The organism is Enterobacter sp. T1-1 (assembly GCF_000710795.1).
Classification (GTDB): Bacteria; Pseudomonadota; Gammaproteobacteria; order Enterobacterales; family Enterobacteriaceae; genus Enterobacter; species Enterobacter cloacae.
The window spans coordinates 20,633-43,133 of sequence record NZ_JALW01000054.1; the positions used below are offsets into that span (position 1 = coordinate 20,633).

Sequence of the window (22,501 nt, forward strand, 5' to 3'; positions counted from 1 at the left end):
AATGGATTAGATGAATTTAATCACCGTGAAGGTTGACCTAAGCCGAGCCACATCAGCCAACCATCGCGAATTTCTTTAGGACGGCTGTCATAAGCCATCTTCATTCCTTTGTTCCATGCAGGCAGGTAGACCCAATATTCCCCTGCTCTACCGCTTGTTGATTGTGGGTCAGTCATCTCAACTACTGGCAGCTTTCCTTTCTCAATCATTCCTTTTACGGCAGCAGGAGTTTTGCCTATCAGACGCGCAAACTCCTGATACGGAACCGCGTCCGTGCTACTTACAAGCTGGTTGTTCATCTGTTACGATTCTCCTTTAGTGCATTTAATTGCTCATAAAGGGCTTTAATTGCCTATAGCCAAAACCCTAAAAAGGAATTTATTTCCTTATAAGGGAATAATCATCGTATGGAGGATTTATGTCAACCCCGATAAATGAAAAAATCAAACTCATCAGGGAGTCAGAACGATTAAATAGAAAGGAAATCAGTGAGTTAACCGGAATAGCATATGGTTCATTTTGTGGATACGAAGCTGGGGATAAAAAACCGGGTGTCGAACCCATAATGAGAATCCTTCAACATCCTCGTTTCACCAAGTACACCCTATGGTTTATGACTGACCAAATAGCACCTGAAGCTGGGCAGATTGCACCGGCTCTCGCGCACTTTGGGCAGCAGACAACAACGTTACCCCACTCAGACCAGAAAACTGGCTAACCATTTACGGCGCTTTTTTGTGCAATAAATGCACAGTGAGTTTTTGCTATCTAAATCAGGAAATTGAAGTACGAAGTAACATCATCGGGAGGCTTTATGTCTGTTAAAAAGCTCGATGATGGTCGATATGAAGTGGACATTAGACCGGCTGGGCGTAACGGAAAACGCATCCGTCGGAAGTTCGACAAGAAAAGCGAGGCGATGGCTTTTGAAAAGCATACTCAATATAACCATCACTCAAAGGAATGGCTTTCAAAACCCACGGACAAACGCCAACTGTCAGAACTGAAAGAGTTATGGTGGAAGCTGAAAGGTAAACACGAGGAACACGGTCAATCGTATCTCAGGAAAATTGAGCGTTTCGAAACGATGACCGGTAACCCATGCGCTTTCCAAATCACCAAGAGCCTGATAACGCAATATTGTGCTCAACGCCGGGGTGAAGGTATTAAGCCAACTACCATCAACCGCGACCTGATCACGTTAGGTGGGATGTTCACAACCCTGATTGAGTCAGAGCTGTATAACGGTGAGCATCCATTCAGGGGATTCAAAAAACTGAAAGAGCAGACAGCCGAAACGGGCTATCTCACTCTTGAGGAAATTGACGCCTTACTGGCAGCGCTATCAGGAGATAATCGTAAAATTGCCGTCTTGTGTCTGAGTACCGGGGCAAGATGGGGTGAGGCTGCAAGGCTGAAAGCGGAGAACGTGATTCATAACCGGGTGTCTTTCGTTAAGACGAAAACCAACACACCGCGCACGGTCCCGATCTCTGATGACGTTGCGGCTTACGTAGTCGGCAAAGCACGAGGCTTTCTGTTTCCTGATGCCAGTTATGCTGAATTCAGACGAATCCTCAAAGAAGTTAAGCCCGACTTACCGGCGGGGCAAGCAACACATGCGCTACGACACTCTTTCGCCACGCACTTTATGATTAACGGGGGCAATATCATCACACTGCAGAGGATCTTAGGTCATACGAAGATTGCGCAGACGATGGTCTATGCGCACTTCGCTCCTCAGTACCTGCAGGATGCGATTTCGCTTAACCCGTTGAAGGGTGCAAATGGTTGTCAGAGTGTCCACAATGTGTCCACACCCTAGCCGCTTTTTATGGCTTTTGGCTGCTAGTAGTAAAACGTGAAGCCTTGTCTGGCGCGGCTTCCCAGCTACGCCAGACATTAAAAAGGCTCCCTCAGGAGCCTTTCTTTCAATCAATGCAGCGATGCTAATCGCGCCGCAAACCCGACAAACAACAGTCCTATCAGGCCGTTCCCCAGCTTTGCCAGTTTCTTTTTCGTTTTCAGATAACGTGTGACAAAAGCGCCTGAGAAGATCAGGAAGCTCATATACATAAAGCTTATTAGCTCAAGCGTGGTCGCGAGGATCAGGAAAGAGGTACCGGTATTCTTCGCATTCACATCGATAAACTGAACAAAGAACGAGACGTAGAACAGAATCGCTTTCGGGTTCGTCAGGCTCAATACCAGCGAGCGTTTCATGATCATTCTGGCAGGCTCGGTACCGCTTTCATGTGTATTATTCTGACGGGTAATAACCGACCAGAGCATTTTACCGCCCAGCCACAGCAGATAAAAAGCACCTAAATAACGTACGATATTAAACAGTACCGGTGTGGTCTGAATTAACGCGGCAACGCCCGCCCAGGCCAGGAACATCAGTACGGCATCGCCGATAAACACGCCGGTGGCGGCGAGATACCCTTTTTTAACGCCGTGACCAATCCCGGTTTTCAGCACAAATAAAGTATTCGGCCCTGGCACCAGCACGATAAAAAATGCGCCGACAACGTATGTCCAGAAATTCAGTACGCCAAACTCCGCAAACACTTCTCCCTCCTTTTGCTCAACACAACAGGAATAGCGCTGCAAAGACGCTATTCCCGACAACCAGACGCCATAAAATCATTGGGCACCTTGCGGTGCCCTGATGGTTCTCAGAAATCCTGGACTGCGAACAGCAACGCATTGCGGTGCCGGGTCATTCCACATTTCCTGATGGCGTGTATACGCATATTGCGGCGGGATTGTGCTTCCAGCCAACGAGCCTTACGACGGTTCACCTGTCGCAACATGCGCCAGCGCCCTACTTCAGTTCTACTGCGCTTCATGTCTACAACTCTTTCTTTAAAAGAGAGGCCATTATAAACCCAACCCTGCAGCAAACCAGCGCTTTTAGCTGGCGTTTTTATTTGCCAGATGATTCCTGATGCGTACACTCATAACAATACGCTTTCAAAAGGATTTTTTTACCTATGACAACCTTCTACACCGTGGTGAGTTGGCTGGTCATTCTGGGATACTGGCTGTTAATCGCGGGTGTGACATTGCGCATCCTGATGAAGCGCAGAGCCGTACCCTCTGCCATGGCCTGGCTTCTTATAATTTATATCCTGCCGCTGGTAGGAATTATTGCCTATCTCTCTTTCGGTGAACTTCATCTGGGCAAGCGTCGTGCCGAGCGTGCCCGGGCCATGTGGCCTTCCACCGCCAAATGGCTGAGCGATCTCAAAGCCTGTAAACACATCTTCGCAGAGGAAAACAGCAGCGTTGCCTCCTCATTATTTAAACTGTGCGAACTCAGACAAGGTATTGGTGGGGTAAAAGGCAATCAGCTCCAGTTGCTGACCTCTTCTGATGACGTCATGCAGGCCTTGATCCGCGATATTCAACTGGCTCGTCACAATATCGAGATGGTGTTCTATATCTGGCAGCCCGGCGGGATGGCAGACCAGGTGGCGGAATCGCTGATGGCTGCCGCACGTCGTGGCATTCACTGCCGTTTGATGCTCGACTCCGCAGGCAGCGTCGCCTTTTTCCGTAGCCCCTGGGCAGGGATGATGCGTAATGCCGGCATCGAAGTGGTGGAGGCGTTAAAGGTCAATTTACTGCGCGTTTTCCTGCGCCGGATGGATCTTCGCCAGCACCGCAAGATGATCATGATCGACAACTATATTGCCTATACCGGCAGCATGAACATGGTTGACCCCCGCTTCTTCAAGCAGGACTCGGGTGTCGGCCAGTGGATTGACCTGATGGCAAGGATGGAAGGACCGATCGCCACCTCCATGGGGATTGTCTATTCCTGCGACTGGGAGATAGAAACCGGTAAGCGTATTCTCCCGCCGCCACCGGATGGCAATATCATGCCCTTTGAAGAGGCCAGCGGACATACCATCCATACCATTGCCTCCGGGCCGGGTTTCCCGGAGGATTTAATCCATCAGGCGCTACTGACCGCCACTTACGCAGCGCGTGAATATCTGATCATGACCACGCCCTACTTCGTTCCGAGCGATGACCTGCTGCACGCAATCTGCACCGCAGCACAGCGCGGTGTCGATGTCAGCATCATTCTGCCACGCAAAAATGACTCGCTTCTGGTGGGCTGGGCCAGCCGAGCGTTCTTTAGCGAACTGCTTGCCGCCGGTGTAAAAATCTACCAGTTTGAAGGCGGGCTCCTGCATACCAAAAGCGTCCTCGTGGACGGTGAGTTAAGTCTGGTGGGCACGGTAAACCTGGATATGCGCAGCCTGTGGTTAAACTTTGAAATCACGCTGGTCATTGATGATGCCGGATTCGGCGGTGACCTGGCGGCGGTACAGGACGATTATATCTCCCGTTCGCGCCTGCTGGATGCCCGGCTGTGGGTAAAACGTCCGCTGTGGCAGAGAATTGCTGAACGACTGTTTTACTTCTTTAGTCCGTTGCTGTAAAACGTGCCCAACGATGTTTAACAGGTAGTCATCATGGAAATGGATCTGAACAATCGCCTGACCGAAGACGAAACGCTCGAGCAGGCCTATGACATTTTTCTCGAACTGGCGGTTGATAACCTCGATCCCGCAGATGTGATCCTCTTTAATCTGCAGTTCGAAGAGCGCGGCGGCGCGGAGTTATTCGACCCTGCCGAAGACTGGGCTGAGCACGTGGATTACGATCTCAATCCTGACTTCTTTGCCGAAGTGGTGATTGGGCTGGCAGATGAAGATGGTGGCGAAATTAATGACATCTTCGCCCGCGTGCTGCTCTGCCGCGAGAAAGACCATAAGCTGTGCCATATCATCTGGCGCGAATAGTAAAAGGCTGCGAATGCAGCCTTTTTTGTTTAATCCGGTAGCGCACTCCCGCAACGGTTACAGTAGCGGGCGTTAAGCTCATGTTCAGCCTGGTGACAACCCGGACATTTTCGCTGCTGTTTGCGGCTCTGAAATGCGCTGCTCATATGGGTTGTGATAAGACCTGTCGGAATGGCAATCACCGAATACCCAATCAGAATCAGCACCGATGCGACGATACGTCCAAGCGGCGTATGCGGCGTGATATCCCCGTAGCCAACGGTCGTGACGGTGACAATGGCCCAATACACAGAGGCATTCAGCGTTGTGAAGCCATATTTTGGCCCTTCTATCAGGTACATCAACGCGCCGAAAACAATCATGACGATCGCGATAAACGAGTAAAACAGAATGAGCTGATGCCGGGCACTGACTATTGCGCTCCAGAAGACCCGCAGAGACGGCATAAAACGCAGCAATTTCAGAATACGTAATACACGAATAACGCGCATCGCCCGCCATGCAAAGACATAGCTCAGGCTAATCTCCGGCCACAACCACATAACGTAGAGCGGCAGGACGGTGGCTAAATCGATAAATCCCCAGAAACTGAAAACATATCTCGCCGGGTTGGGCCAGCAGACGACCCGCAGCAGATATTCGGCAGTAAAGACCAGGGTAATAATCAGTTCGATCCAGACAAATATATGCCATTCATCATAGGTCAGGTGATACTGCGTCCCGGCTCCCGATTCAAAGAAAATAACCACCACGCTGATGAGTGCAAACAGCCCGCAGATCCCTTCGAAGCGGCGTCCGGATATCGTTTTAGGATCGAATAAAAAATGATAAAGCCGCCGACGGGCAGAGGTGAATAGACTCGACACGGTAACCTCGCAAAAAATAAGGGCTGACATCATGTCAGCCCTTGCGATTATAACGGGTCTACTTTCAGGCAGGAAACCGCATGTCGGAAACTGCCTTCCAGAACTGGTCGTGTTTTCGCACACTCCGGCCCGGCCAGTGGGCATCGCGTACGGAACACGCAGCCTGATGGCGGATTAATCGGCGACGGCAATTCGCCTTCCAGCAGCTGGATGGTTTTATTTTTTTCCAGATCGGGATCGGGAATTGGCACCGCGGACATCAGCGCTTTGGTGTAGGGGTGCAGTGGATTGTGGTACACCTCATCATAGGTGCCCAGCTCCACGGCATGGCCCAGGTACATAACCAGTACGCGGTCAGAAATGTGCTTCACCACCGCCAGGTCGTGCGCAATGAAGATCAGCGACAGCCCCATCTCACGCTGCAGCTTCTGCAGCAGGTTAACCACCTGCGCCTGAATCGACACATCCAGCGCGGAGACAGGCTCATCGCAGATGATCAGCTTCGGCTCAAGGATTAACGCGCGGGCAATACCGATACGCTGACACTGGCCGCCGGAGAATTCGTGCGGATAGCGGTTGATGAGGTTTGGCAGCAGCCCCACTTTCATCATCATCGCCTTAACACGATCGCGTACTTCCTGACGTGGCATCTTCGGATGATAGGTCCGCAGCGGCTCGGCAATGATTTCACCAATGGTCATACGCGGGTTTAAGGACGCCAGCGGATCCTGGAATATCATCTGGATATCGCTGCGTACGTCGCGCCACTCTTCGGGCTTCATCCCCAGCAGATCTTTACCCAGCCACGCTACTTTACCGCCGGTCGCTTTCACCAGCCCGATAATGGCACGCGCAAAGGTCGATTTACCGCATCCGGACTCACCCACCACGCCCAGCGTTTCCCCTTCATACAGACGAAGCGTTACGCCATCCACAGCTTTCAGGGTCTTGGGCGGCTGCCAGAACCACTGTTTACCGTCTTTGATGTCGAAATGCACTTTAAGATCGGCAATTTCGAGCAGCACATTTCTTTTTTCATCTAATGCGTTCATACCAGCTCCTCCTGCGGCTTAAAGCAGGCGCGCAGACGGCCTGGTGCAAACTCTTCCAGCGGCGGAGCGCTGTTACAAATCTCCATCGCGTGCGGGCAGCGCGGCTGGAAAGGGCAGCCTTTCGGCAGGCGCAGCAAGTTTGGCGGGTTGCCCGGAATGGTCAACAGGGATTCCCCTTCCGCATCAAGACGTGGCACCGCATTCAACAGGCCGATCGAGTACGGGTGCGCAGGCTGATAGAAAACATCGCGCGCTTTGCCATATTCCATCGTACGGCCGGCATACATTACCAGCACTTTGTCACAGATACCGGCAACCACGCCTAAATCGTGGGTGATCATGATAATCGCCGTGTTGAACTCACGCTTAAGCTCGTTCAGCAGAGTCATGATTTGCGCCTGGACGGTCACATCCAGCGCGGTGGTCGGTTCATCGGCAATCAGCAGTTTTGGACGACACAGCAGTGCCATGGCAATCATCACACGCTGACGCATACCGCCAGAGAACTCATGCGGGAACATGCGCATGCGCTTACGCGCCTCTGGCATTTTTACCGCATCGAGCATTTTAACGGACTCTTCAAAGGCTTCAGCTTTGCTCAACCCTTTGTGCAGCATCAGGACTTCCATCAGTTGCTCACCGACGCGCATGTACGGGTTCAACGAGGTCATCGGATCCTGGAAAATCATTGAAATCTGCTCAGCACGCAGCTTGTTCAGCTCGTGTTCAGGCAGGTTGAGGATCTCACGTCCGTTGAATTTGGCGGATCCGCCAATTACACCGTTTGCGGCCAGCAGCCCCATCAGCGCGAACGCCGTCTGAGATTTCCCGGAGCCGGATTCGCCCACGATACCCAGCGTTTCACCCGCGCGCAGGTTGAAGTTGAGATCGTTTACGGCGGTGACATCACCGTCCGGTGTCTTAAAGGTGACGCGGAGATCGTTTACATCCAGCAGAAGGTCACTCCGCTGTTGCGCCTGTGGCGCGGTTGCCGTTTCAATAATTGTCATGACGGCGCTCCTTAACGGTCTTTCGGGTCGAGGGCATCACGCAGGCCATCGCCGATAAAGTTGAAACAGAACAGGGTCACGACCAGGAAACCCGCCGGGTATAACAGCAGCCACGGTGAAACTTCCATTGAGTTTGCGCCATCGCTCAACAGCGCGCCCCAGCTGCTCAGCGGCTCTTGCGTGCCCAGCCCAAGGAAGCTCAGGAAGGATTCAAACAGGATCATGCTTGGTACCAGCAGTGAGGCATACACCACCACCACGCCCAGCACGTTAGGAACAATGTGGCGGACAACGATATTCCCTGTCGATACACCCCCCACCTGCGCCGCTTCGATAAACTCTTTGCGTTTAAGGCTCAGCGTCTGGCCACGTACGATACGCGCCATATCCAGCCAGGAAACCATGCCGATGGCCACGAAGATCAACAGGATGTTCTGGCCGAAGAAGGTCACCAGCAGGATCACGAAGAACATGAACGGGAAGGAGTTTAAAATCTCCAGCAGACGCATCATGACCGAGTCCACTTTCCCGCCGAGATAGCCGGAGAGCGAGCCGTAGAGCGTGCCGACGATCACGGCCACCAGCGCTGCTGCAATCCCCACCATCAATGAAATACGGCCCCCAATGGCGACGCGGACCAGCAGGTCACGGCCGGACGAGTCCGTACCAAAGTAGTGGCCGGACTCCATATCCGGCGCGCTTGACATCATGCCCCAGTCCGTATCGAAATAGGTGAATTGCGACAGCATCGGCGCCAGGGTCACAAACAGCGCGATCAGCACCAGAACAACCAGACTGGCGACCGCTGCGCGGTTATGCATAAAGCGACGGCGGGCGTCCTGCCAGAGGCTACGCCCTTCGACTTCCAGTTTTTCACTGAAGTTTTCCAGCGCCTCGCTGTTTTTCTTACTCAACATCATGGCGTGCTCCAGTTAGTAACGGATTTTCGGGTCGATAACGGCATACAGCACATCGACAACAGCGTTAAAGAGAATGGTCAACGCACCCACAAGGATCGTCAGGCTCAGCACCAGGGAATAGTCGCGGTTGAGGGCACCGTTAACAAACAGCTGGCCAATACCTGGCAGACCGTAGATGGTTTCAATAACCATTGAACCGGTAATAATACCGACGAACGCCGGTCCCATGTACGAGAGCACAGGTAACAGAGCTGGCTTGAGCGCATGGCGGAAGATAATCCGGCGCATCGGCAACCCTTTCGCGCGCGCGGTACGGATGAAGTTTGAATGTAACACTTCAATCATCGAACCACGGGTGATACGCGCGATACTGGCGATGTAAGCCAGAGAAAGCGCCACCATCGGTAAAATCATGAATTTCAGTGCCCCGCCGTTCCAGCCGCCGCCGGGCAGCCATTTCAGCGTGATGGCAAATATCATCACCAGTAACGGCGCGACAACGAAGCTGGGGATAACCACCCCGGTCATTGCGACCCCCATTACCGTATAATCCCATTTGGTATTTTGTTTAAGCGCGGCGATAACGCCTGCGGTGACCCCGAGAACCACGGCCAACAAGAATGCCGCAGCACCCAGTTTTGCCGATACCGGGAAGCTGGACGCCACCAGGTCGTTAACGGAATAGTCTTTATATTTGAATGACGGCCCGAAATCGCCATGCGCCAGTTGCTTCAGATAGTTGAAGTATTGCGTGGAGATAGGATCGTTTAAATGATATTTCGCTTCGATATTCGCCATCACTTCAGGTGGCAGCGTACGTTCACCCGTGAATGGACTTCCCGGCGCGAGACGCATCATAAAGAAGGAAATTGTAATTAGAATAAATAACGTTGGTATCGCTTCTAAACAGCGACGCAGGATAAATTTCAACATTGCCCGTACCTTCTGGCGTGTGCCTGATGAATGTTACAAAGTAGACACAGTGGGGCAAGCCAGGCCCGCCCCACGTATTGCCATTAATGCTTGATAATATAAAGATTCTTAACGGAAATATTATCCAACGGGTCTTTACCGGTATAGCCGCCAACCCATGGTTTCACCAGGCGGGCGTTCACGTAGTAGTAAACCGGTACAATTGCCGAGTCTTTATCGAGCTGTTGTTCTGCTTTGGCGTACAGGTCTGCGCGTTTTGCATCGTCAGTAACCTGCAGCGTTTCAGCGATAAGCTTATCGAATGCCGGGCTCTTATAGTGCGCCGTGTTGTTCGAGCTGTCGCTGAGCATGGTATTCAGGAAGGATGTCGGTTCATTATAGTCCGCACACCAGCCTGCACGCGCCACGTCAAAGGTGCCCTGATGACGGGTATCCAGGAAGGTTTTCCACTCCTGGTTTTCCAGCTTAACGTTCGCGCCCAGGTTTTTCTTCCAGATAGAGGCAACGGCAATCGCCAGTTTTTTATGCAGATCGGAGGTGTTATACAGCAGGTTAAACGTCAGCGGCTTATCTGCGGTGTACCCTGCTTCGGCCAGCAATTTTTTCGCTTCTTCGTTACGTTTTTCCTGTGACCACTTGAACCACTCAGGTTCAACCAGTTTCATGCCGTCGGTGTACGGTGGAGTGTAGCTGTAGGCAGGCAGATCGCCCTGGTTTTTCACTTTGTTCACGATGATATCGCGATCCAGTGCCAGCTTCAGCGCCGTACGGACACGTACGTCGGTGAACGGTGCTTTCTGGTTGTTAATTTCGTAGTAATAAGTACACAGGTATGGATCGACGTGAACTTCTTTCGGGATCTCTTTCTTCAGTTTCTGGAACAGTTCAATCGGCATGTTGTTATAGGTCATGTCGATTTCACCGCTGCGGTAGCGGTTCACGTCAGTCACTTCAGAAGAGATTGGCAGGTAGGTCACCTGGTTAATCACGGTTTTGGCGTTATCCCAGTATTGCGGGTTACGCTCCAGAACCATACGTTCGTTGACCACCCAGTCTTTCAGTTTATAAGCACCGTTGGTCACAATATTGGCAGGCTGGGTCCATTTTTCACCGAATTTTTCCACTGCGGATTTCGGTACCGGGGAGACAGACGGGTGAACCAGCAGTTTATAGAAGTACGGAACAGGTTCGCTCAACGTCACTTCAAACGTGTTGGCATCAATCGCTTTTACACCCAGATCGGTGACCGGTTTTTTACCGGCGATGATGTCATCGATATTGGCGATATGGCCATATTGCAGATAGCTCGCATACGGAGAGGCGGTGTTTGGATTCGCCAGGCGCTGCCAGCTGTAAACGAAATCTTCGGCGGTAACCGGTGTACCGTCGGACCATTTAGCATCTTTACGCAGATGGAAGGTCCAGACTTTAAAATCTTTGTTTTCCCACTTTTCGGCGACGCCCGGCGCCGGGTGGCCTTCTACGTCAGTGACCAGCAGCCCTTCAAACAGGTCGCGGTTGACGTTTGACTCTGGCACGCCCTCAATTTTATGCGGATCAAGAGACTGGACTTCCGCCCCGTTGTTACGTACCAGCGTCTGCTTCTCAGCCAGCTGTACCCCTGCAGGCACGTCCGCAGCCATTGCAGCGTTGCCCGCGATTAGCGCAGTTAAAATCCCCGCCGCTACCAGATTTTTTTTTGTGATGATGGACATTGTGTTGGTACTCCACTCATTATAATTACTGGCCTTCGCCAGCTGTGTAATCCCCTGTTGGGGCCTGTACAGCGCAGGAGTTTTTTTTGCTGCTGCCAGGTTCTTTTTTTACTTCTTGCTATCACCGACTTCTTTATTACTGACCGCTCGTATGGCCGTCTTGCGTCGATTCTTTACACGTCTCCCCTGTCTGAGACATGTGTTGGATATTCGCGAAGATGACTATATGAAAATAATTCTCATCTTCTTGTTTTATGCTGCAAAATATTAGGCCGGAAAGTATCAAAAGGCGTAAACGCACGCCAATACATTTTGCAAATTTGTTAAGCAATTCTCTTTTACGAAGTGTACTAAATCGTTGAGGGCAGCCCTGCCTGACATGAAAGGACAAGAAAAATCTTTTCATTCAAAGAGATAAAAAAATCAGTCTCTCTGCGCGCGTCGCTGCGCTACCATCACGTCATTTTGTACAAAAATTTAACAACTGATTATTATTTAGCACATTCCTCTAAGGGAACGTTGAATTTACTAATATCATTTCGGTTATCACTCAGCAAGCCCCAGAGTATCGTGTGAGTAAAATAACAGAATGATCGCAGGTTTTCTGTGCAGGCAGGAAACGGTGGGATTAATAACTCGTTGAAATATAAGAATTGAACATTATTAGTAGAATTTATTATGACAGGTAAGCATTTCAACTTTATTTATATGATTTGCTGATATTCACGTAAAAAAAACGGAGCCGTTGGCTCCGTTCTTTCATATGAAACGTCAGTGCAATAAGCCGGGGAAAATGCTTTTGATGCCGGTCACAATGAATTCGATGCCCAGGGCCATCAATAGCAACCCCATAATACGGGTAATGACGTTGATGCCTGTCTGCCCAAGCAGACGCACCAGCCAGGGTGCCATGCGGAAAACGCCCCAACAACAAAGCGCAAAAATGGCAATGGCGACAGAAAAGCCAATCAGATGCATCCAGTTGTGGTAGCGCGTACCCCAGACAATCGTCGAACTGATAGCGCCGGGACCGGCCATCAGCGGTAACGCCAGCGGCACTACGCCAATGCTCTCGCGAATGGCGGTTTCTGATTTTTCCTGCTTGTTCTGTTTGTCTTCCCCCAGCTTACCGCTGATCATCGACATAGCGATAGTGACCACCAGAATCCCCCCCGCAATACGGAAAGAATCAATCGAGATACCGAACACCTGAAGAATGGCATCCCCAAGGTAAAGGGAGGTCAGGAGAATAATCGCCACTGACAGGTTAGCGGTAAGATTGGTTTTGTTTCTGGCCGCCGCCGTCTGGTAACTGGTCATGCTAATGAAGACAGGAATGATCCCCACCGGGTTGACCAATGCAAACAAACCAATAAAAAACTTAAAATATGTAGGAAAATCAAAGAGCGATAAGATCACATTTTGCTCCGCTTATGCGTATGCCCCGGGGCTGACAACTGTCAGTGAAAATCGCGCTGAAGATACGCTTTTTATCAGCATACTTCACCAGAAATCTGTGCCAAAACGTTATCAATTCATGATGTTAAATATTTGTATAAGCAATGATAGCGCCACTTCCAATAGTTACTTAATTATTTAACACTGGAATAATCTCAAAGAAATAACCCTGCTGAAAGGTATCAGCTTGGGGGAAAATTGACGCAGATCATGATTTTCGTACTCAGAAGTGAGTAATCTTGATTACGCCCCAAGGGAGAGGACCTGCCAAAAAAGGATGATGCTAAGGTAAGGCTCTTTTAGTAAATTAGTGTGCTGGTGCAGGAAGTAACCCATTGTTTTACTGTGTGTTACGCAAGTCGTATTGGCTCTGTCTATACTGTCTGACGTATCGAGCGCTGGTTTACTAAAAGAGTTTAAACATTATCAGGAGAGCATTATGGCTGTTACTAATATCGCTGAACTGAACGCCCTCGTCGAGCGCGTTAAAAAAGCCCAGCGTGAATATGCCAATTTCACCCAAGAACAGGTTGATAAAATCTTCCGCGCGGCCGCTCTGGCTGCTGCAGATGCTCGAATCCCTCTCGCTAAAATGGCCGTTGCCGAATCCGGCATGGGTATCGTTGAAGATAAAGTGATCAAAAACCACTTCGCTTCAGAGTATATCTACAACGCCTATAAAGATGAGAAAACCTGTGGCGTGCTGTCTGAAGACGACACTTTCGGTACTATCACTATTGCAGAACCTATCGGCATTATTTGCGGTATCGTTCCAACCACCAACCCAACGTCTACCGCTATCTTCAAATCTCTGATCAGCCTGAAGACCCGTAACGCAATCATCTTCTCCCCGCACCCACGTGCAAAAGATGCGACCAACAAAGCCGCTGACATCGTTCTGCAGGCTGCGATTGCTGCCGGTGCCCCTAAAGATCTGATCGGCTGGATCGACCAACCGTCCGTTGAGCTTTCTAACGCGCTGATGCACCACCCGGACATTAACCTGATCCTGGCGACCGGTGGTCCTGGCATGGTTAAAGCGGCATACAGTTCCGGTAAACCTGCTATCGGCGTAGGCGCGGGTAATACCCCAGTGGTTATTGATGAAACAGCCGATATCAAACGTGCTGTTGCGTCCGTGCTGATGTCCAAAACCTTCGACAACGGTGTTATCTGTGCTTCTGAACAGTCTGTTGTTGTTGTTGATTCCGTTTATGATGCTGTTCGCGAACGTTTCGCCAGCCACGGCGGCTACCTGCTGCAGGGCAAAGAGCTGAAAGCGGTTCAGGATATCATTCTGAAAAATGGCGCGCTGAACGCGGCTATCGTGGGTCAGCCAGCGTATAAAATCGCTGAACTGGCAGGCTTCACTGTTCCGGCAACCACCAAAATTCTGATTGGTGAAGTTAAAGTTGTCGACGAAAGCGAACCATTCGCTCACGAAAAACTGTCCCCTACTCTGGCGATGTACCGCGCCAAAGATTTCGAAGACGCAGTAGAGAAAGCAGAGAAACTGGTTGCGATGGGTGGTATCGGCCATACCTCTTGCCTGTACACTGACCAGGATAACCAGCCAGAACGTGTTGCTCACTTTGGTCAGATGATGAAAACTGCACGTATCCTGATCAACACCCCGGCTTCTCAGGGTGGTATCGGCGACCTGTACAACTTCAAACTCGCACCTTCCCTGACTCTGGGTTGTGGTTCCTGGGGTGGTAACTCCATCTCTGAAAACGTTGGTCCAAAACACCTGATCAACAAGAAAACCGTTGCTAAGCGAGCTGAAAACATGTTGTGGCACAAACTTCCGAAATCTATCTACTTCCGCCGTGGTTCTCTGCCAATCGCGCTGGATGAAGTGATTACTGATGGCCACAAACGTGCGCTCATCGTGACTGACCGTTTCCTGTTCAACAACGGTTACGCTGACCAGATCACCTCTGTTCTTAAAGCCGCTGGCGTAGAAACTGAAGTGTTCTTTGAAGTTGAAGCTGACCCAACCCTGAGCGTTGTGCGTAAAGGTGCGGAGCTGGCTAACTCCTTCAAACCAGATGTGATTATCGCACTGGGTGGTGGTTCCCCAATGGACGCCGCGAAAATCATGTGGGTAATGTACGAGCATCCAGAAACCCACTTCGAAGAACTGGCGCTGCGCTTTATGGACATCCGTAAACGTATCTACAAGTTCCCGAAAATGGGCGTAAAAGCGAAGATGATCGCCGTTACCACCACTTCCGGTACAGGTTCTGAAGTTACGCCGTTCGCAGTGGTCACTGATGACGCAACGGGTCAGAAATACCCACTGGCTGACTACGCGCTGACCCCAGATATGGCCATCGTTGATGCCAACCTGGTGATGGATATGCCGAAATCACTGTGTGCATTCGGTGGTCTGGACGCCGTGACTCACGCCCTGGAAGCCTATGTTTCCGTACTGGCTTCTGAGTTCTCTGATGGTCAGGCTCTGCAGGCGCTGAAACTGCTGAAAGAAAACCTGCCAGCGTCTTACAACGAAGGGTCTAAAAACCCGGTTGCCCGTGAGCGTGTCCACAGTGCAGCAACCATCGCCGGTATCGCGTTTGCTAACGCCTTCCTCGGGGTTTGCCACTCCATGGCTCACAAACTGGGTTCTCAGTTCCACATTCCTCACGGTCTGGCGAACGCCCTGTTGATCAGCAACGTTATCCGTTATAACGCGAATGACAACCCAACCAAGCAGACTGCTTTCAGCCAGTACGACCGTCCGCAAGCACGTCGTCGTTACGCTGAAATCGCAGACCACCTGGGTCTGAGCGCACCGGGCGACCGTACTGCTGCTAAGATCGAGAAACTGCTGGCATGGCTGGAAAGCCTGAAGGCTGAACTGGGCATTCCTAAATCTATCCGCGAAGCGGGTGTTCAGGAAGCTGACTTCCTGGCACACGTTGATAAGCTGTCTGAAGATGCATTCGATGACCAGTGTACTGGTGCGAACCCGCGCTACCCACTGATCTCCGAGCTGAAACAGATCCTGCTGGATACATTCTACGGACGTGAGTTCAAAGAAGGTGACGTTGCTGCTGTGAAAACAGAAGCACCCGTCATTAAAGCTGACAAAAAAGCGAAGAAAAGCGCTTAATTGACCGCTGTTAAAAAACCCGCCTCTGGCGGGTTTTTTTATGTCTGAAGATCAGGCTTTGGGTTCTTTGGAACTACTTCCGGTTATCGTGCTGAATCGCCGTCAGGGAGCCCACAGACAACGCCTCTTTATAATGCTTACGACAGACCGACACATAGCGTTCATTCCCCCCTATCACCACCTGCTCACCGTCTGCATAGGGTTTACCAGACTGATCGAGACGAAGCACCATACTGGCTTTACGGCCGCAAAAACAGATGGTTTTCAGTTCGACCAGTTTATCGGACCATGCAAGCAAATACTGGCTACCGGCAAATAGCTCCCCGCGAAAGTCCGTACGCAAACCATAGCAGAGAACGGGAATATCAAGTTCATCTACGACCTCTGAAAGCGCATGCACCTGTTCACGCGTCAGGAACTGGCTTTCATCGACCAGAACGCAATGAATGGGCTGGGAAGTATGCTCGGCACGGATATCCTGCAACAGGTCCGTTTGTGGGTTAAACAGTCTGGCCGGAGACGAGAGACCAATTCTTGAACTCACCTTACCTGCACCGAAGCGATCGTCGATTTCAGCGGTGTAAACAACGGTGCGCATCCCTCGTTCCTGATAATTGTAAGAGGATTGCAGTAACGCCGTGGATTTTCCGGCATTCATTGCCGAATAGTAGAAATAAAGTTGTGCCATTGGCCGTCAAACCCTAATCAATGTGTAATATTCCCAATGATTCATTGTACCATATTTTGTCTGGTCATCAGCGATACACCACACAGAGTATGGGGTTCAAGCCGCTGTTAACCACGAGATGCACAGGAAAATAATGCGATAAAACAGGAGGTAAACGGATTCAGCATGCTCTATATGTCGCGAACCCACTAAACATAACACTTCTTTTTATACTGGAATCCACGTTCATTAAAATTCACTATTTATTAACTATTTTTGCTCTGGCAACGCTGGCAGAAACTAATACAAAAGGCTGATATTTATCCGCCGCAACTATAATTCCTGCGGTAAATGTCACAAAAAAAGATGCAACCGAACGGGTTAAGCAGGTAAGCGTGATAACAAGCGAGCCTGTGTGGGTATGAAATTTAAGTTAGCGTAATTAATAATAGCGCCCATTATTCCGTATTTTTTGAATTCCTTACATTCCCACCTATTGCACAACTGAATTTATCGCTCTATTATTAGGACAACAAACCACCCCCCATTATAAGTTTGAGATTACTACAATGAGCGAAGCACTTAAAATTCTGAACAACATCCGTACTCTTCGTGCGCAGGCAAGAGAATGCACCCTGGAAACGCTTGAAGAAATGCTGGAAAAATTAGAAGTTGTAGTTAATGAACGTCGCGAAGAAGAAAGCGCTGCTGCTGCTGAAATCGAAGAGCGTACGCGTAAACTGCAGCAATATCGTGAAATGCTGATTGCTGATGGTATCGATCCAAATGAATTGCTGAACAGCATGGCTGCAGCGAAGACCGGTACTAAAGCAAAACGCGCTGCTCGTCCTGCTAAATATAGCTATGTTGACGAGAACGGCGAAACTAAAACCTGGACTGGCCAGGGTCGTACACCTGCTGTTATCAAAAAAGCCATGGATGAGCAAGGTAAACAGCTGGACGACTTCCTGATCAAGGATTAATCCTAACGTATTCAGAAAAATCCCGCTTAATGCGGGATTTTTTTTATCCTCAATTCCTGCAAACATCCCCTTACATGCCGTCATATTGGGACATCGTACTATTTAACGTTCCTTACAGACCGGCGTGGTTACCCTGAGTTGTGGGCATAAAAAAACCGGTGGGCATCGCCTCACCGGTCTTGATCATTTGCAGACGGGGTTATTTTTTAATACCCACGCTCTCTTTCAGCCAGGCTTTAAATTCTTCACCGAGTGAATTGTGGCGGATGCCATATTCCACGAACGCCTGCATATAACCGAGTTTATTACCGCAGTCATGGCTCTTACCTTTCATATGGTAGGCTTCAACGGTCTCTTTCTCGATCAGCATATCGATGGCATCGGTCAGCTGGATCTCATCTCCTGCTCCTGGAGGCGTTTTCGCCAGCAGTGGCCAGATTTCAGCACTCAGGACATAGCGACCTACTACCGCCAGATTAGACGGCGCTACGTCGGCTTTAGGCTTCTCTACGACGCCTACCATTGGCACGCTTTCACCGGGTTCAAGATTAACGCCTTTACAGTCAACAACACCGTAAGCCGTCACGTCTTCAACAGGTTCAACCATAATCTGGCTGCTACCCGTTTCGTCAAAGCGCTTGATCATCTCAGCAAGGTTATCCTGAGACAGATCGGATTCATATTCGTCCAGAATGACGTCTGGCAGAATGACCGCAACAGGTTCATTACCCACAACAGGATATGCACAAAGTACCGCGTGGCCCAGACCTTTCGCCAGCCCCTGACGCACCTGCATAATGGTAACGTGCGGAGGGCAAATAGACTGAACTTCTTCTAACAGCTGACGCTTAACGCGTTTTTCCAGCATGGCTTCGAGTTCGAAACTGGTATCGAAATGGTTTTCGATAGAGTTTTTAGATGAATGTGTAACCAGCACAATTTCAGTGATGCCGGCCGCGATACATTCGTTTACGACATACTGAATTAATGGCTTATCAACCAGTGGCAGCATCTCTTTAGGAATTGCCTTAGTTGCTGGTAACATCCTGGTCCCCAATCCCGCTACCGGGATGACGGCCTTTCTGACTTTCGAATTTAGGGCAGCCATTCAAATTCTCCTGAGCTGTTCAAGTTTTGAACTTTTATGCATTAAATAACGCGTTGAGTATATCAGCCTCATCACACAGTCCGGGTCTGAAAAGAACGCGTTGCCGATCAATTAGGATAAATACGCATGAATCTGGGCAGCGATAGTAGCACTCCCCACAAAACACAGGTAAGGCAATCTTAAAATTAAGATCCAACTGCTTATTCCGTGGACAACATTAACCGCAACCGCCCCCCGGCGCCCCAAATTTGGCACTGCCAGGAAGAACAGCGATGGCTAATTTGATTAAGATAAGCCGTACCCAATGTACCCAGCGGCACACCGTTGCTAACCTGAATATGATGTTCCCCGGTATTCAGAGAGGCGTTCAGACCCGCTGAAACGAGGATAAGATTTTTCAATCCACTATGGTAATAGCCAACCAGCAATGGAAATTGTCCTGGTAAATTGGCCTGGCGAAAAAGCTGGTTAACCTGTTTAAGTAAACTGCCTAACTCCGGAAGCCGTTGCCCCTGATGCGATAACTGTTCCTGCAACAGCCCGTTAAATAGCGCACGAAGTAATAACGCTGCTAATACACCATTATCCCCGGCACGGGTAACATCCAGGGAATAAAACGCAAGATCGGAATCCGATAATGGCGCAATATCCAGCACCAGACCGGGCTGATCCGCGGCCACAAGCTGGCGATAATTTATTCGACAGTGTGAAAAGGTCTGTTGTACCGGCGGCTGAAGTTCCTGCAATAGCTTGGCCGCGGCAGGCGGATTACTGACTAAAGCATCCCAGTCCTGGAAAAGGCGCTCTTCTTCCTCGACGCGGGAATTAAACATATTCGGATAAAGGCAGGCCAATACCGTTTCACGCAATCGGTTCAGATCTTTTACTGGTTTCAGCAGAATATCCTGCACCCCCAGACGCAATGCTTTGGCAATATCCGCCATATTTTCTGTCGCGGAGATCACCAGTATGGGCGTCTGGTTGCCCTCATTACGCAGATGTTCAACCAACTTCAGGCCATTCATCCGTGGCATTGCGATATCACAGATCATCAGGTCGGGCGTGATACTGACCATTTTTTCCAGGGCATCAACACCATCTTCAGCCAGGGCAGTGGTTGCCCCCAGCGAGGATAACCACGAATCCAGTAGCGATCGGAAAACGGGCTCGTCTTCAACAATCAAAATATGTTTTCCGGCCAATGGCTGCGTCATGGTTCCTCCCCTGGCTGACAGTTACTAAATAGTGGCATGCTATCGGCACTATCGCCTGTCAGATTTTGCTGAAGTAGTCAAAAAAAGGTGCTCAACGTGCGGTTCGCACAAATGGCAATAATTCGTCCATTTTCTTTTCGACGGCTAAAGAGCCCGCTGCGATGGCGGCCTCAGCCCGATGGAAATCAAGGGTAGAGATTTGTGGACAATAGGGTTGAATCAGAATATCCGGTGGGTCGCCCGCCATACGGTTACGTTTCAGGCGGTTTTCCAGCACCTGGATTGAGGTGGTCATAATCTCCATTGCCGTGGGTGCAGCGACCGAGCGGCGCGCGGCTATCCGACCAATTCGCCCGCGTAAGCGCTCATGCCAGGCCAGTTTTTCCGCCTCGGCATCTTCGCTTTGCAAATTGACCGGCATGAGGTCTTGCTGCATCAGGTGAGCGTCGTGTTGTAAATCGACCGCGATCACGATGTCAGCCCCCATTGCCCGCGTCAAAGAGATTGGCACGGGGTTAACGACACCGCCATCAACAAGCCAGTAACCATTATGCGGGACAGGAGCCATAAGGCCCGGCATACTGCAGGAGGCGCGAACGGCAAGGTGGATGTCCCCTTCGGTCAGCCACAGCTCACGTCCCGTACTGAGATTCGTCGCCACGGCACCAAATGGCAGCTGACAATCGCTGAAGTCCTGAAGAGGCATAATCTGACGGAACTGGTTAAAGACGCGTTCACCGCGAAGCAAACCGCCGCGCTGCCACGAAAGGTCCATCAGGCGCAGCACGTCCCAGTAACTGAAGGATCGCACCCACGCTTCAAGTTCGGGCAATTTGCCGCACGCATAGGCGGAACCTACCAGCGATCCAATCGAACATCCTGCAACAATATCGACATCGACGCCCATCTGGTTTAAGGCATTTATCACGCCGATGTGTGACCATCCGCGGGCTGCACCTGAGCCCAGCGCCAGTCCAATTTTAACCTTTCTCATTAGCCCTGTTTTACTTCCCCTGGATTCCCGACATAGCGTCAACGCAACAGCTCAGTTAACATGGTGCTACCCGAAGCGTTTTACGCCCTTAATTTTTTGTTCCAGGAAGAGAATTGTGTCTCAACTCTGCCCCTGTGGTAGCGCTCTGGAGTATAGCCTATGTTGCCAGCGATATCTTTCTGGCGATCAGGTTGCACCAGACCCATCACACCTTATGCGTTCACGGTATACCGCTTTTGTGATCAAGGACGCAGACTACCTGATTAAAACCTGGCACCCCTCATGCCAGGCCGCCAGTTTCAAACAGGAGATCGAAGCCGGGTTCGCCAATACCCAGTGGCTCGGTCTTACCGTTTATGAATCCGCACCCGGTAGTCACGAAAATGAAGGTTACGTCAGCTTTGTTGCCCGGTTTACTGAACACAATAAACCGGGTGCCATTATCGAGCGTTCCCGGTTCTTAAAGGAAAGCGGGCAATGGTATTATATTGACGGAACGCGCCCGCAGTTTGGTCGTAACGATCCCTGCCCTTGTGGTTCTGGTAAAAAATTTAAAAAGTGTTGCGGGCAGTAACGCCCGACAACCGAGACTTCGCAAATACTCAAACAGGATTTCCCGGCGATGCAATCACTACAACGTAAAGTTCTGCGCACCATCTGTCCCGATCAAAAAGGGCTGATCGCACGAATTACCAACATCTGTTACAAACATGAATTGAATATCGTGCAGAACAACGAATTCGTTGACCACCGCACCGGTCGTTTCTTCATGCGTACCGAACTGGAAGGTATTTTCAACGACACCACTCTGCTTGCCGATCTGGACAGCGCGCTGCCGGAAGGTTCCGTACGCGAGCTGACGCCAGCGGGCCGTCGTCGCATCGTGATTCTGGTGACCAAAGAAGCCCACTGCCTGGGCGATTTGCTGATGAAAGCAAACTACGGCGGTCTGGATGTCGAAATCGCCGCCGTTATCGGTAACCACGAGACGCTGCGTACGCTGGTTGAACGTTTTGATATTCCGTTCGAGCTGGTGAGCCATGAAGGCCATACGCGTGAAGAGCACGACAACCTGATGGCAGAGGCTATTGAAGCGCACAACCCGGACTACGTTGTCCTGGCGAAATACATGCGCGTGTTGACGCCCTCCTTCGTGGCGCGTTTCCCGAACAAAATTATCAACATTCACCACTCCTTCCTGCCCGCCTTTATTGGCGCACGCCCCTACCATCAAGCCTATGAACGCGGCGTGAAGATCATCGGCGCAACGGCGCATTACGTAAATGACAATCTGGATGAAGGCCCAATCATCATGCAGGACGTGATTCATGTGGATCACACCTACACGGCGGAAGACATGATGCGTGCCGGGCGCGATGTTGAGAAGAACGTTCTGAGCCGCGCACTCTATCAGGTGCTGGCGCAGCGCGTATTCGTTTACGGTAACAGAACGATCATTCTTTAATCGACAGTGAAATGAATTGGTTAGCTTTACAGCTTTGCGGGTAAAAATCAGGCAACCAGTTTATTTTTCTTGTGGTAACGCTTTACAGGGGCGTGTCATTTGATATGATGCGCCCCGCTTCCAGCAGGAAGCAGGCCAGTAGAAGCATTACCCCGTGGTGGGGTTCCCGAGCGGCCAA

At 50.5% G+C, this 22,501-nt stretch carries 22 protein-coding genes; 8 read left to right on the forward strand and 14 right to left on the reverse strand.

The features are described from left to right. Positions 1–20: 20 nt before the first annotated feature. On the reverse strand, positions 21–299 hold the full coding sequence (locus AK59_RS0118150; RefSeq protein ID WP_001064688.1) for a regulatory phage cox family protein: 279 nt from the start codon (positions 297–299) through the stop codon (positions 21–23). Positions 300–418: 119 nt separating this feature from the next. On the opposite strand from AK59_RS0118150, the gene AK59_RS0118155 reads away from it, so the two are divergent. Then, a complete protein-coding gene (locus tag AK59_RS0118155) occupies positions 419–718 on the forward strand; it encodes a helix-turn-helix domain-containing protein (RefSeq protein WP_029883442.1) in 300 nt (99 codons plus the stop codon). Between the two features lie 96 nt (positions 719–814). Further along, entirely contained in the window at positions 815–1,825 is a 1,011-nt protein-coding gene (locus AK59_RS0118160) for a phage integrase (RefSeq protein WP_029883443.1), read from the forward strand. Positions 1,826–1,935: 110 nt separating this feature from the next. Here the strand turns inward: AK59_RS0118160 and leuE are convergent, their stop codons facing one another. Both leuE and AK59_RS1000000125025 read right to left on the reverse strand, forming a co-directional pair. Further along, entirely contained in the window at positions 1,936–2,571 is a 636-nt protein-coding gene (gene leuE / locus AK59_RS0118165) for a leucine efflux protein LeuE (protein ID WP_029883444.1), read from the reverse strand. A 107-nt stretch (positions 2,572–2,678) separates the two neighbouring features. Beyond that, positions 2,679–2,852: a YciY family protein gene (locus tag AK59_RS1000000125025; RefSeq protein ID WP_086528096.1), complete on the reverse strand. Its 174-nt coding sequence runs from the start codon at positions 2,850–2,852 to the stop codon at positions 2,679–2,681. A 144-nt stretch (positions 2,853–2,996) separates the two neighbouring features. On the opposite strand from AK59_RS1000000125025, the gene cls reads away from it, so the two are divergent. After that, on the forward strand, positions 2,997–4,457 hold the full coding sequence (gene cls, locus AK59_RS0118170; RefSeq protein WP_020690926.1) for a cardiolipin synthase: 1,461 nt from the start codon (positions 2,997–2,999) through the stop codon (positions 4,455–4,457). Between the two features lie 33 nt (positions 4,458–4,490). Continuing rightward, on the forward strand, positions 4,491–4,820 hold the full coding sequence (locus AK59_RS0118175; protein WP_013096276.1) for an HI1450 family dsDNA-mimic protein: 330 nt from the start codon (positions 4,491–4,493) through the stop codon (positions 4,818–4,820). 29 nt (positions 4,821–4,849) lie between these two features. On the opposite strand, the gene AK59_RS0118180 is transcribed toward AK59_RS0118175, so the two are convergent. The 7 genes from AK59_RS0118180 to AK59_RS0118210 form a co-directional block, all read right to left on the reverse strand. Beyond that, positions 4,850–5,719 carry an ion transporter gene (locus tag AK59_RS0118180; RefSeq protein WP_029883445.1) on the reverse strand — a complete coding sequence of 290 codons (870 nt, stop codon included), beginning with the start codon at positions 5,717–5,719 and terminating at the stop codon, positions 4,850–4,852. Between the two features lie 14 nt (positions 5,720–5,733). Then, positions 5,734–6,738 carry a murein tripeptide/oligopeptide ABC transporter ATP-binding protein OppF gene (gene oppF, locus AK59_RS0118185; protein ID WP_020690924.1) on the reverse strand — a complete coding sequence of 335 codons (1,005 nt, stop codon included), beginning with the start codon at positions 6,736–6,738 and terminating at the stop codon, positions 5,734–5,736. Further along, positions 6,735–7,748 carry an ABC transporter ATP-binding protein gene (locus AK59_RS0118190; RefSeq protein ID WP_013096273.1) on the reverse strand — a complete coding sequence of 338 codons (1,014 nt, stop codon included), beginning with the start codon at positions 7,746–7,748 and terminating at the stop codon, positions 6,735–6,737. The genes oppF and AK59_RS0118190 overlap by 4 nt, the downstream gene beginning before the upstream one ends. Positions 7,749–7,759: 11 nt before the next feature. After that, complete coding sequence (oppC, locus tag AK59_RS0118195) at positions 7,760–8,668, reverse strand: oligopeptide ABC transporter permease OppC (RefSeq protein WP_013096272.1); 909 nt, start codon at positions 8,666–8,668, stop codon at positions 7,760–7,762. 12 nt (positions 8,669–8,680) lie between these two features. Then, positions 8,681–9,601, reverse strand: coding sequence for an oligopeptide ABC transporter permease OppB (gene oppB, locus AK59_RS0118200; RefSeq protein WP_013096271.1), 921 nt, complete (start codon positions 9,599–9,601; stop codon positions 8,681–8,683). Between the two features lie 83 nt (positions 9,602–9,684). Continuing rightward, a complete protein-coding gene (gene oppA, locus AK59_RS0118205; protein ID WP_020690922.1) occupies positions 9,685–11,316 on the reverse strand; it encodes an oligopeptide ABC transporter substrate-binding protein OppA in 1,632 nt (543 codons plus the stop codon). A 771-nt stretch (positions 11,317–12,087) separates the two neighbouring features. Continuing rightward, entirely contained in the window at positions 12,088–12,735 is a 648-nt protein-coding gene (locus AK59_RS0118210; RefSeq protein WP_020690921.1) for a YchE family NAAT transporter, read from the reverse strand. A gap of 478 nt (positions 12,736–13,213) precedes the next feature. Here AK59_RS0118210 and adhE point away from each other — a divergent pair, with 478 nt between their 5' ends. After that, positions 13,214–15,892, forward strand: coding sequence for a bifunctional acetaldehyde-CoA/alcohol dehydrogenase (adhE, locus tag AK59_RS0118215; protein WP_013096268.1), 2,679 nt, complete (start codon positions 13,214–13,216; stop codon positions 15,890–15,892). A gap of 73 nt (positions 15,893–15,965) precedes the next feature. Here adhE and tdk read toward each other — a convergent pair whose 3' ends face one another. Next, the gene (gene tdk / locus AK59_RS0118220) at positions 15,966–16,580 is read right to left on the reverse strand and encodes a thymidine kinase (protein WP_013096267.1); all 615 of its coding nucleotides are present in this window, start codon (positions 16,578–16,580) and stop codon (positions 15,966–15,968) included. A 548-nt stretch (positions 16,581–17,128) separates the two neighbouring features. On the opposite strand from tdk, the gene hns reads away from it, so the two are divergent. Continuing rightward, positions 17,129–17,542, forward strand: a complete 414-nt coding sequence (hns, locus tag AK59_RS0118225) for a histone-like nucleoid-structuring protein H-NS (RefSeq protein WP_008502781.1) — start codon at positions 17,129–17,131, stop codon at positions 17,540–17,542. A 199-nt stretch (positions 17,543–17,741) separates the two neighbouring features. Here hns and galU read toward each other — a convergent pair whose 3' ends face one another. From galU to rssA, 3 genes are all read right to left on the reverse strand, one after another. Beyond that, on the reverse strand, positions 17,742–18,650 hold the full coding sequence (galU, locus tag AK59_RS0118230; protein WP_029883446.1) for a UTP--glucose-1-phosphate uridylyltransferase GalU: 909 nt from the start codon (positions 18,648–18,650) through the stop codon (positions 17,742–17,744). Positions 18,651–18,850: 200 nt separating this feature from the next. Continuing rightward, complete coding sequence (gene rssB / locus AK59_RS0118235) at positions 18,851–19,864, reverse strand: two-component system response regulator RssB (RefSeq protein WP_013096265.1); 1,014 nt, start codon at positions 19,862–19,864, stop codon at positions 18,851–18,853. A 91-nt stretch (positions 19,865–19,955) separates the two neighbouring features. Further along, complete coding sequence (gene rssA / locus AK59_RS0118240; RefSeq protein ID WP_013096264.1) at positions 19,956–20,858, reverse strand: patatin-like phospholipase RssA; 903 nt, start codon at positions 20,856–20,858, stop codon at positions 19,956–19,958. Between the two features lie 115 nt (positions 20,859–20,973). Here rssA and AK59_RS01000000123835 point away from each other — a divergent pair, with 115 nt between their 5' ends. Both AK59_RS01000000123835 and purU read left to right on the forward strand, forming a co-directional pair. Further along, positions 20,974–21,432 (forward strand): YchJ family protein, encoded by a 459-nt coding sequence (locus AK59_RS01000000123835; RefSeq protein WP_029883447.1) that lies wholly within the window; start codon positions 20,974–20,976, stop codon positions 21,430–21,432. A 48-nt stretch (positions 21,433–21,480) separates the two neighbouring features. Next, a complete protein-coding gene (gene purU, locus AK59_RS0118250; RefSeq protein WP_013096262.1) occupies positions 21,481–22,323 on the forward strand; it encodes a formyltetrahydrofolate deformylase in 843 nt (280 codons plus the stop codon). The last annotated feature ends 178 nt before the right edge of the window (positions 22,324–22,501 follow it).

What these genes read in the sequence shown, in the direction of transcription:
- AK59_RS0118150 (WP_001064688.1), bottom strand. Translation starts at nt 299, where the DNA reads ATGAACAACCAGCTTGTAAGTAGCACGGACGCGGTTCCGTATCAGGAG.
- AK59_RS0118155 (WP_029883442.1), top strand. Translation starts at nt 419, where the DNA reads ATGTCAACCCCGATAAATGAAAAAATCAAACTCATCAGGGAGTCAGAA.
- AK59_RS0118160 (WP_029883443.1), top strand. Translation starts at nt 815, where the DNA reads ATGTCTGTTAAAAAGCTCGATGATGGTCGATATGAAGTGGACATTAGA.
- AK59_RS1000000125025 (WP_086528096.1), bottom strand. Translation starts at nt 2,852, where the DNA reads ATGAAGCGCAGTAGAACTGAAGTAGGGCGCTGGCGCATGTTGCGACAG.
- cls (WP_020690926.1), top strand. Translation starts at nt 2,997, where the DNA reads ATGACAACCTTCTACACCGTGGTGAGTTGGCTGGTCATTCTGGGATAC.
- AK59_RS0118175 (WP_013096276.1), top strand. Translation starts at nt 4,491, where the DNA reads ATGGAAATGGATCTGAACAATCGCCTGACCGAAGACGAAACGCTCGAG.
- AK59_RS0118180 (WP_029883445.1), bottom strand. Translation starts at nt 5,719, where the DNA reads ATGATGTCAGCCCTTATTTTTTGCGAGGTTACCGTGTCGAGTCTATTC.
- oppF (WP_020690924.1), bottom strand. Translation starts at nt 6,738, where the DNA reads ATGAACGCATTAGATGAAAAAAGAAATGTGCTGCTCGAAATTGCCGAT.
- AK59_RS0118190 (WP_013096273.1), bottom strand. Translation starts at nt 7,748, where the DNA reads ATGACAATTATTGAAACGGCAACCGCGCCACAGGCGCAACAGCGGAGT.
- oppC (WP_013096272.1), bottom strand. Translation starts at nt 8,668, where the DNA reads ATGATGTTGAGTAAGAAAAACAGCGAGGCGCTGGAAAACTTCAGTGAA.
- oppB (WP_013096271.1), bottom strand. Translation starts at nt 9,601, where the DNA reads ATGTTGAAATTTATCCTGCGTCGCTGTTTAGAAGCGATACCAACGTTA.
- oppA (WP_020690922.1), bottom strand. Translation starts at nt 11,316, where the DNA reads ATGTCCATCATCACAAAAAAAAATCTGGTAGCGGCGGGGATTTTAACT.
- adhE (WP_013096268.1), top strand. Translation starts at nt 13,214, where the DNA reads ATGGCTGTTACTAATATCGCTGAACTGAACGCCCTCGTCGAGCGCGTT.
- tdk (WP_013096267.1), bottom strand. Translation starts at nt 16,580, where the DNA reads ATGGCACAACTTTATTTCTACTATTCGGCAATGAATGCCGGAAAATCC.
- hns (WP_008502781.1), top strand. Translation starts at nt 17,129, where the DNA reads ATGAGCGAAGCACTTAAAATTCTGAACAACATCCGTACTCTTCGTGCG.
- galU (WP_029883446.1), bottom strand. Translation starts at nt 18,650, where the DNA reads ATGGCTGCCCTAAATTCGAAAGTCAGAAAGGCCGTCATCCCGGTAGCG.
- rssB (WP_013096265.1), bottom strand. Translation starts at nt 19,864, where the DNA reads ATGACGCAGCCATTGGCCGGAAAACATATTTTGATTGTTGAAGACGAG.
- rssA (WP_013096264.1), bottom strand. Translation starts at nt 20,858, where the DNA reads ATGAGAAAGGTTAAAATTGGACTGGCGCTGGGCTCAGGTGCAGCCCGC.
- purU (WP_013096262.1), top strand. Translation starts at nt 21,481, where the DNA reads ATGCAATCACTACAACGTAAAGTTCTGCGCACCATCTGTCCCGATCAA.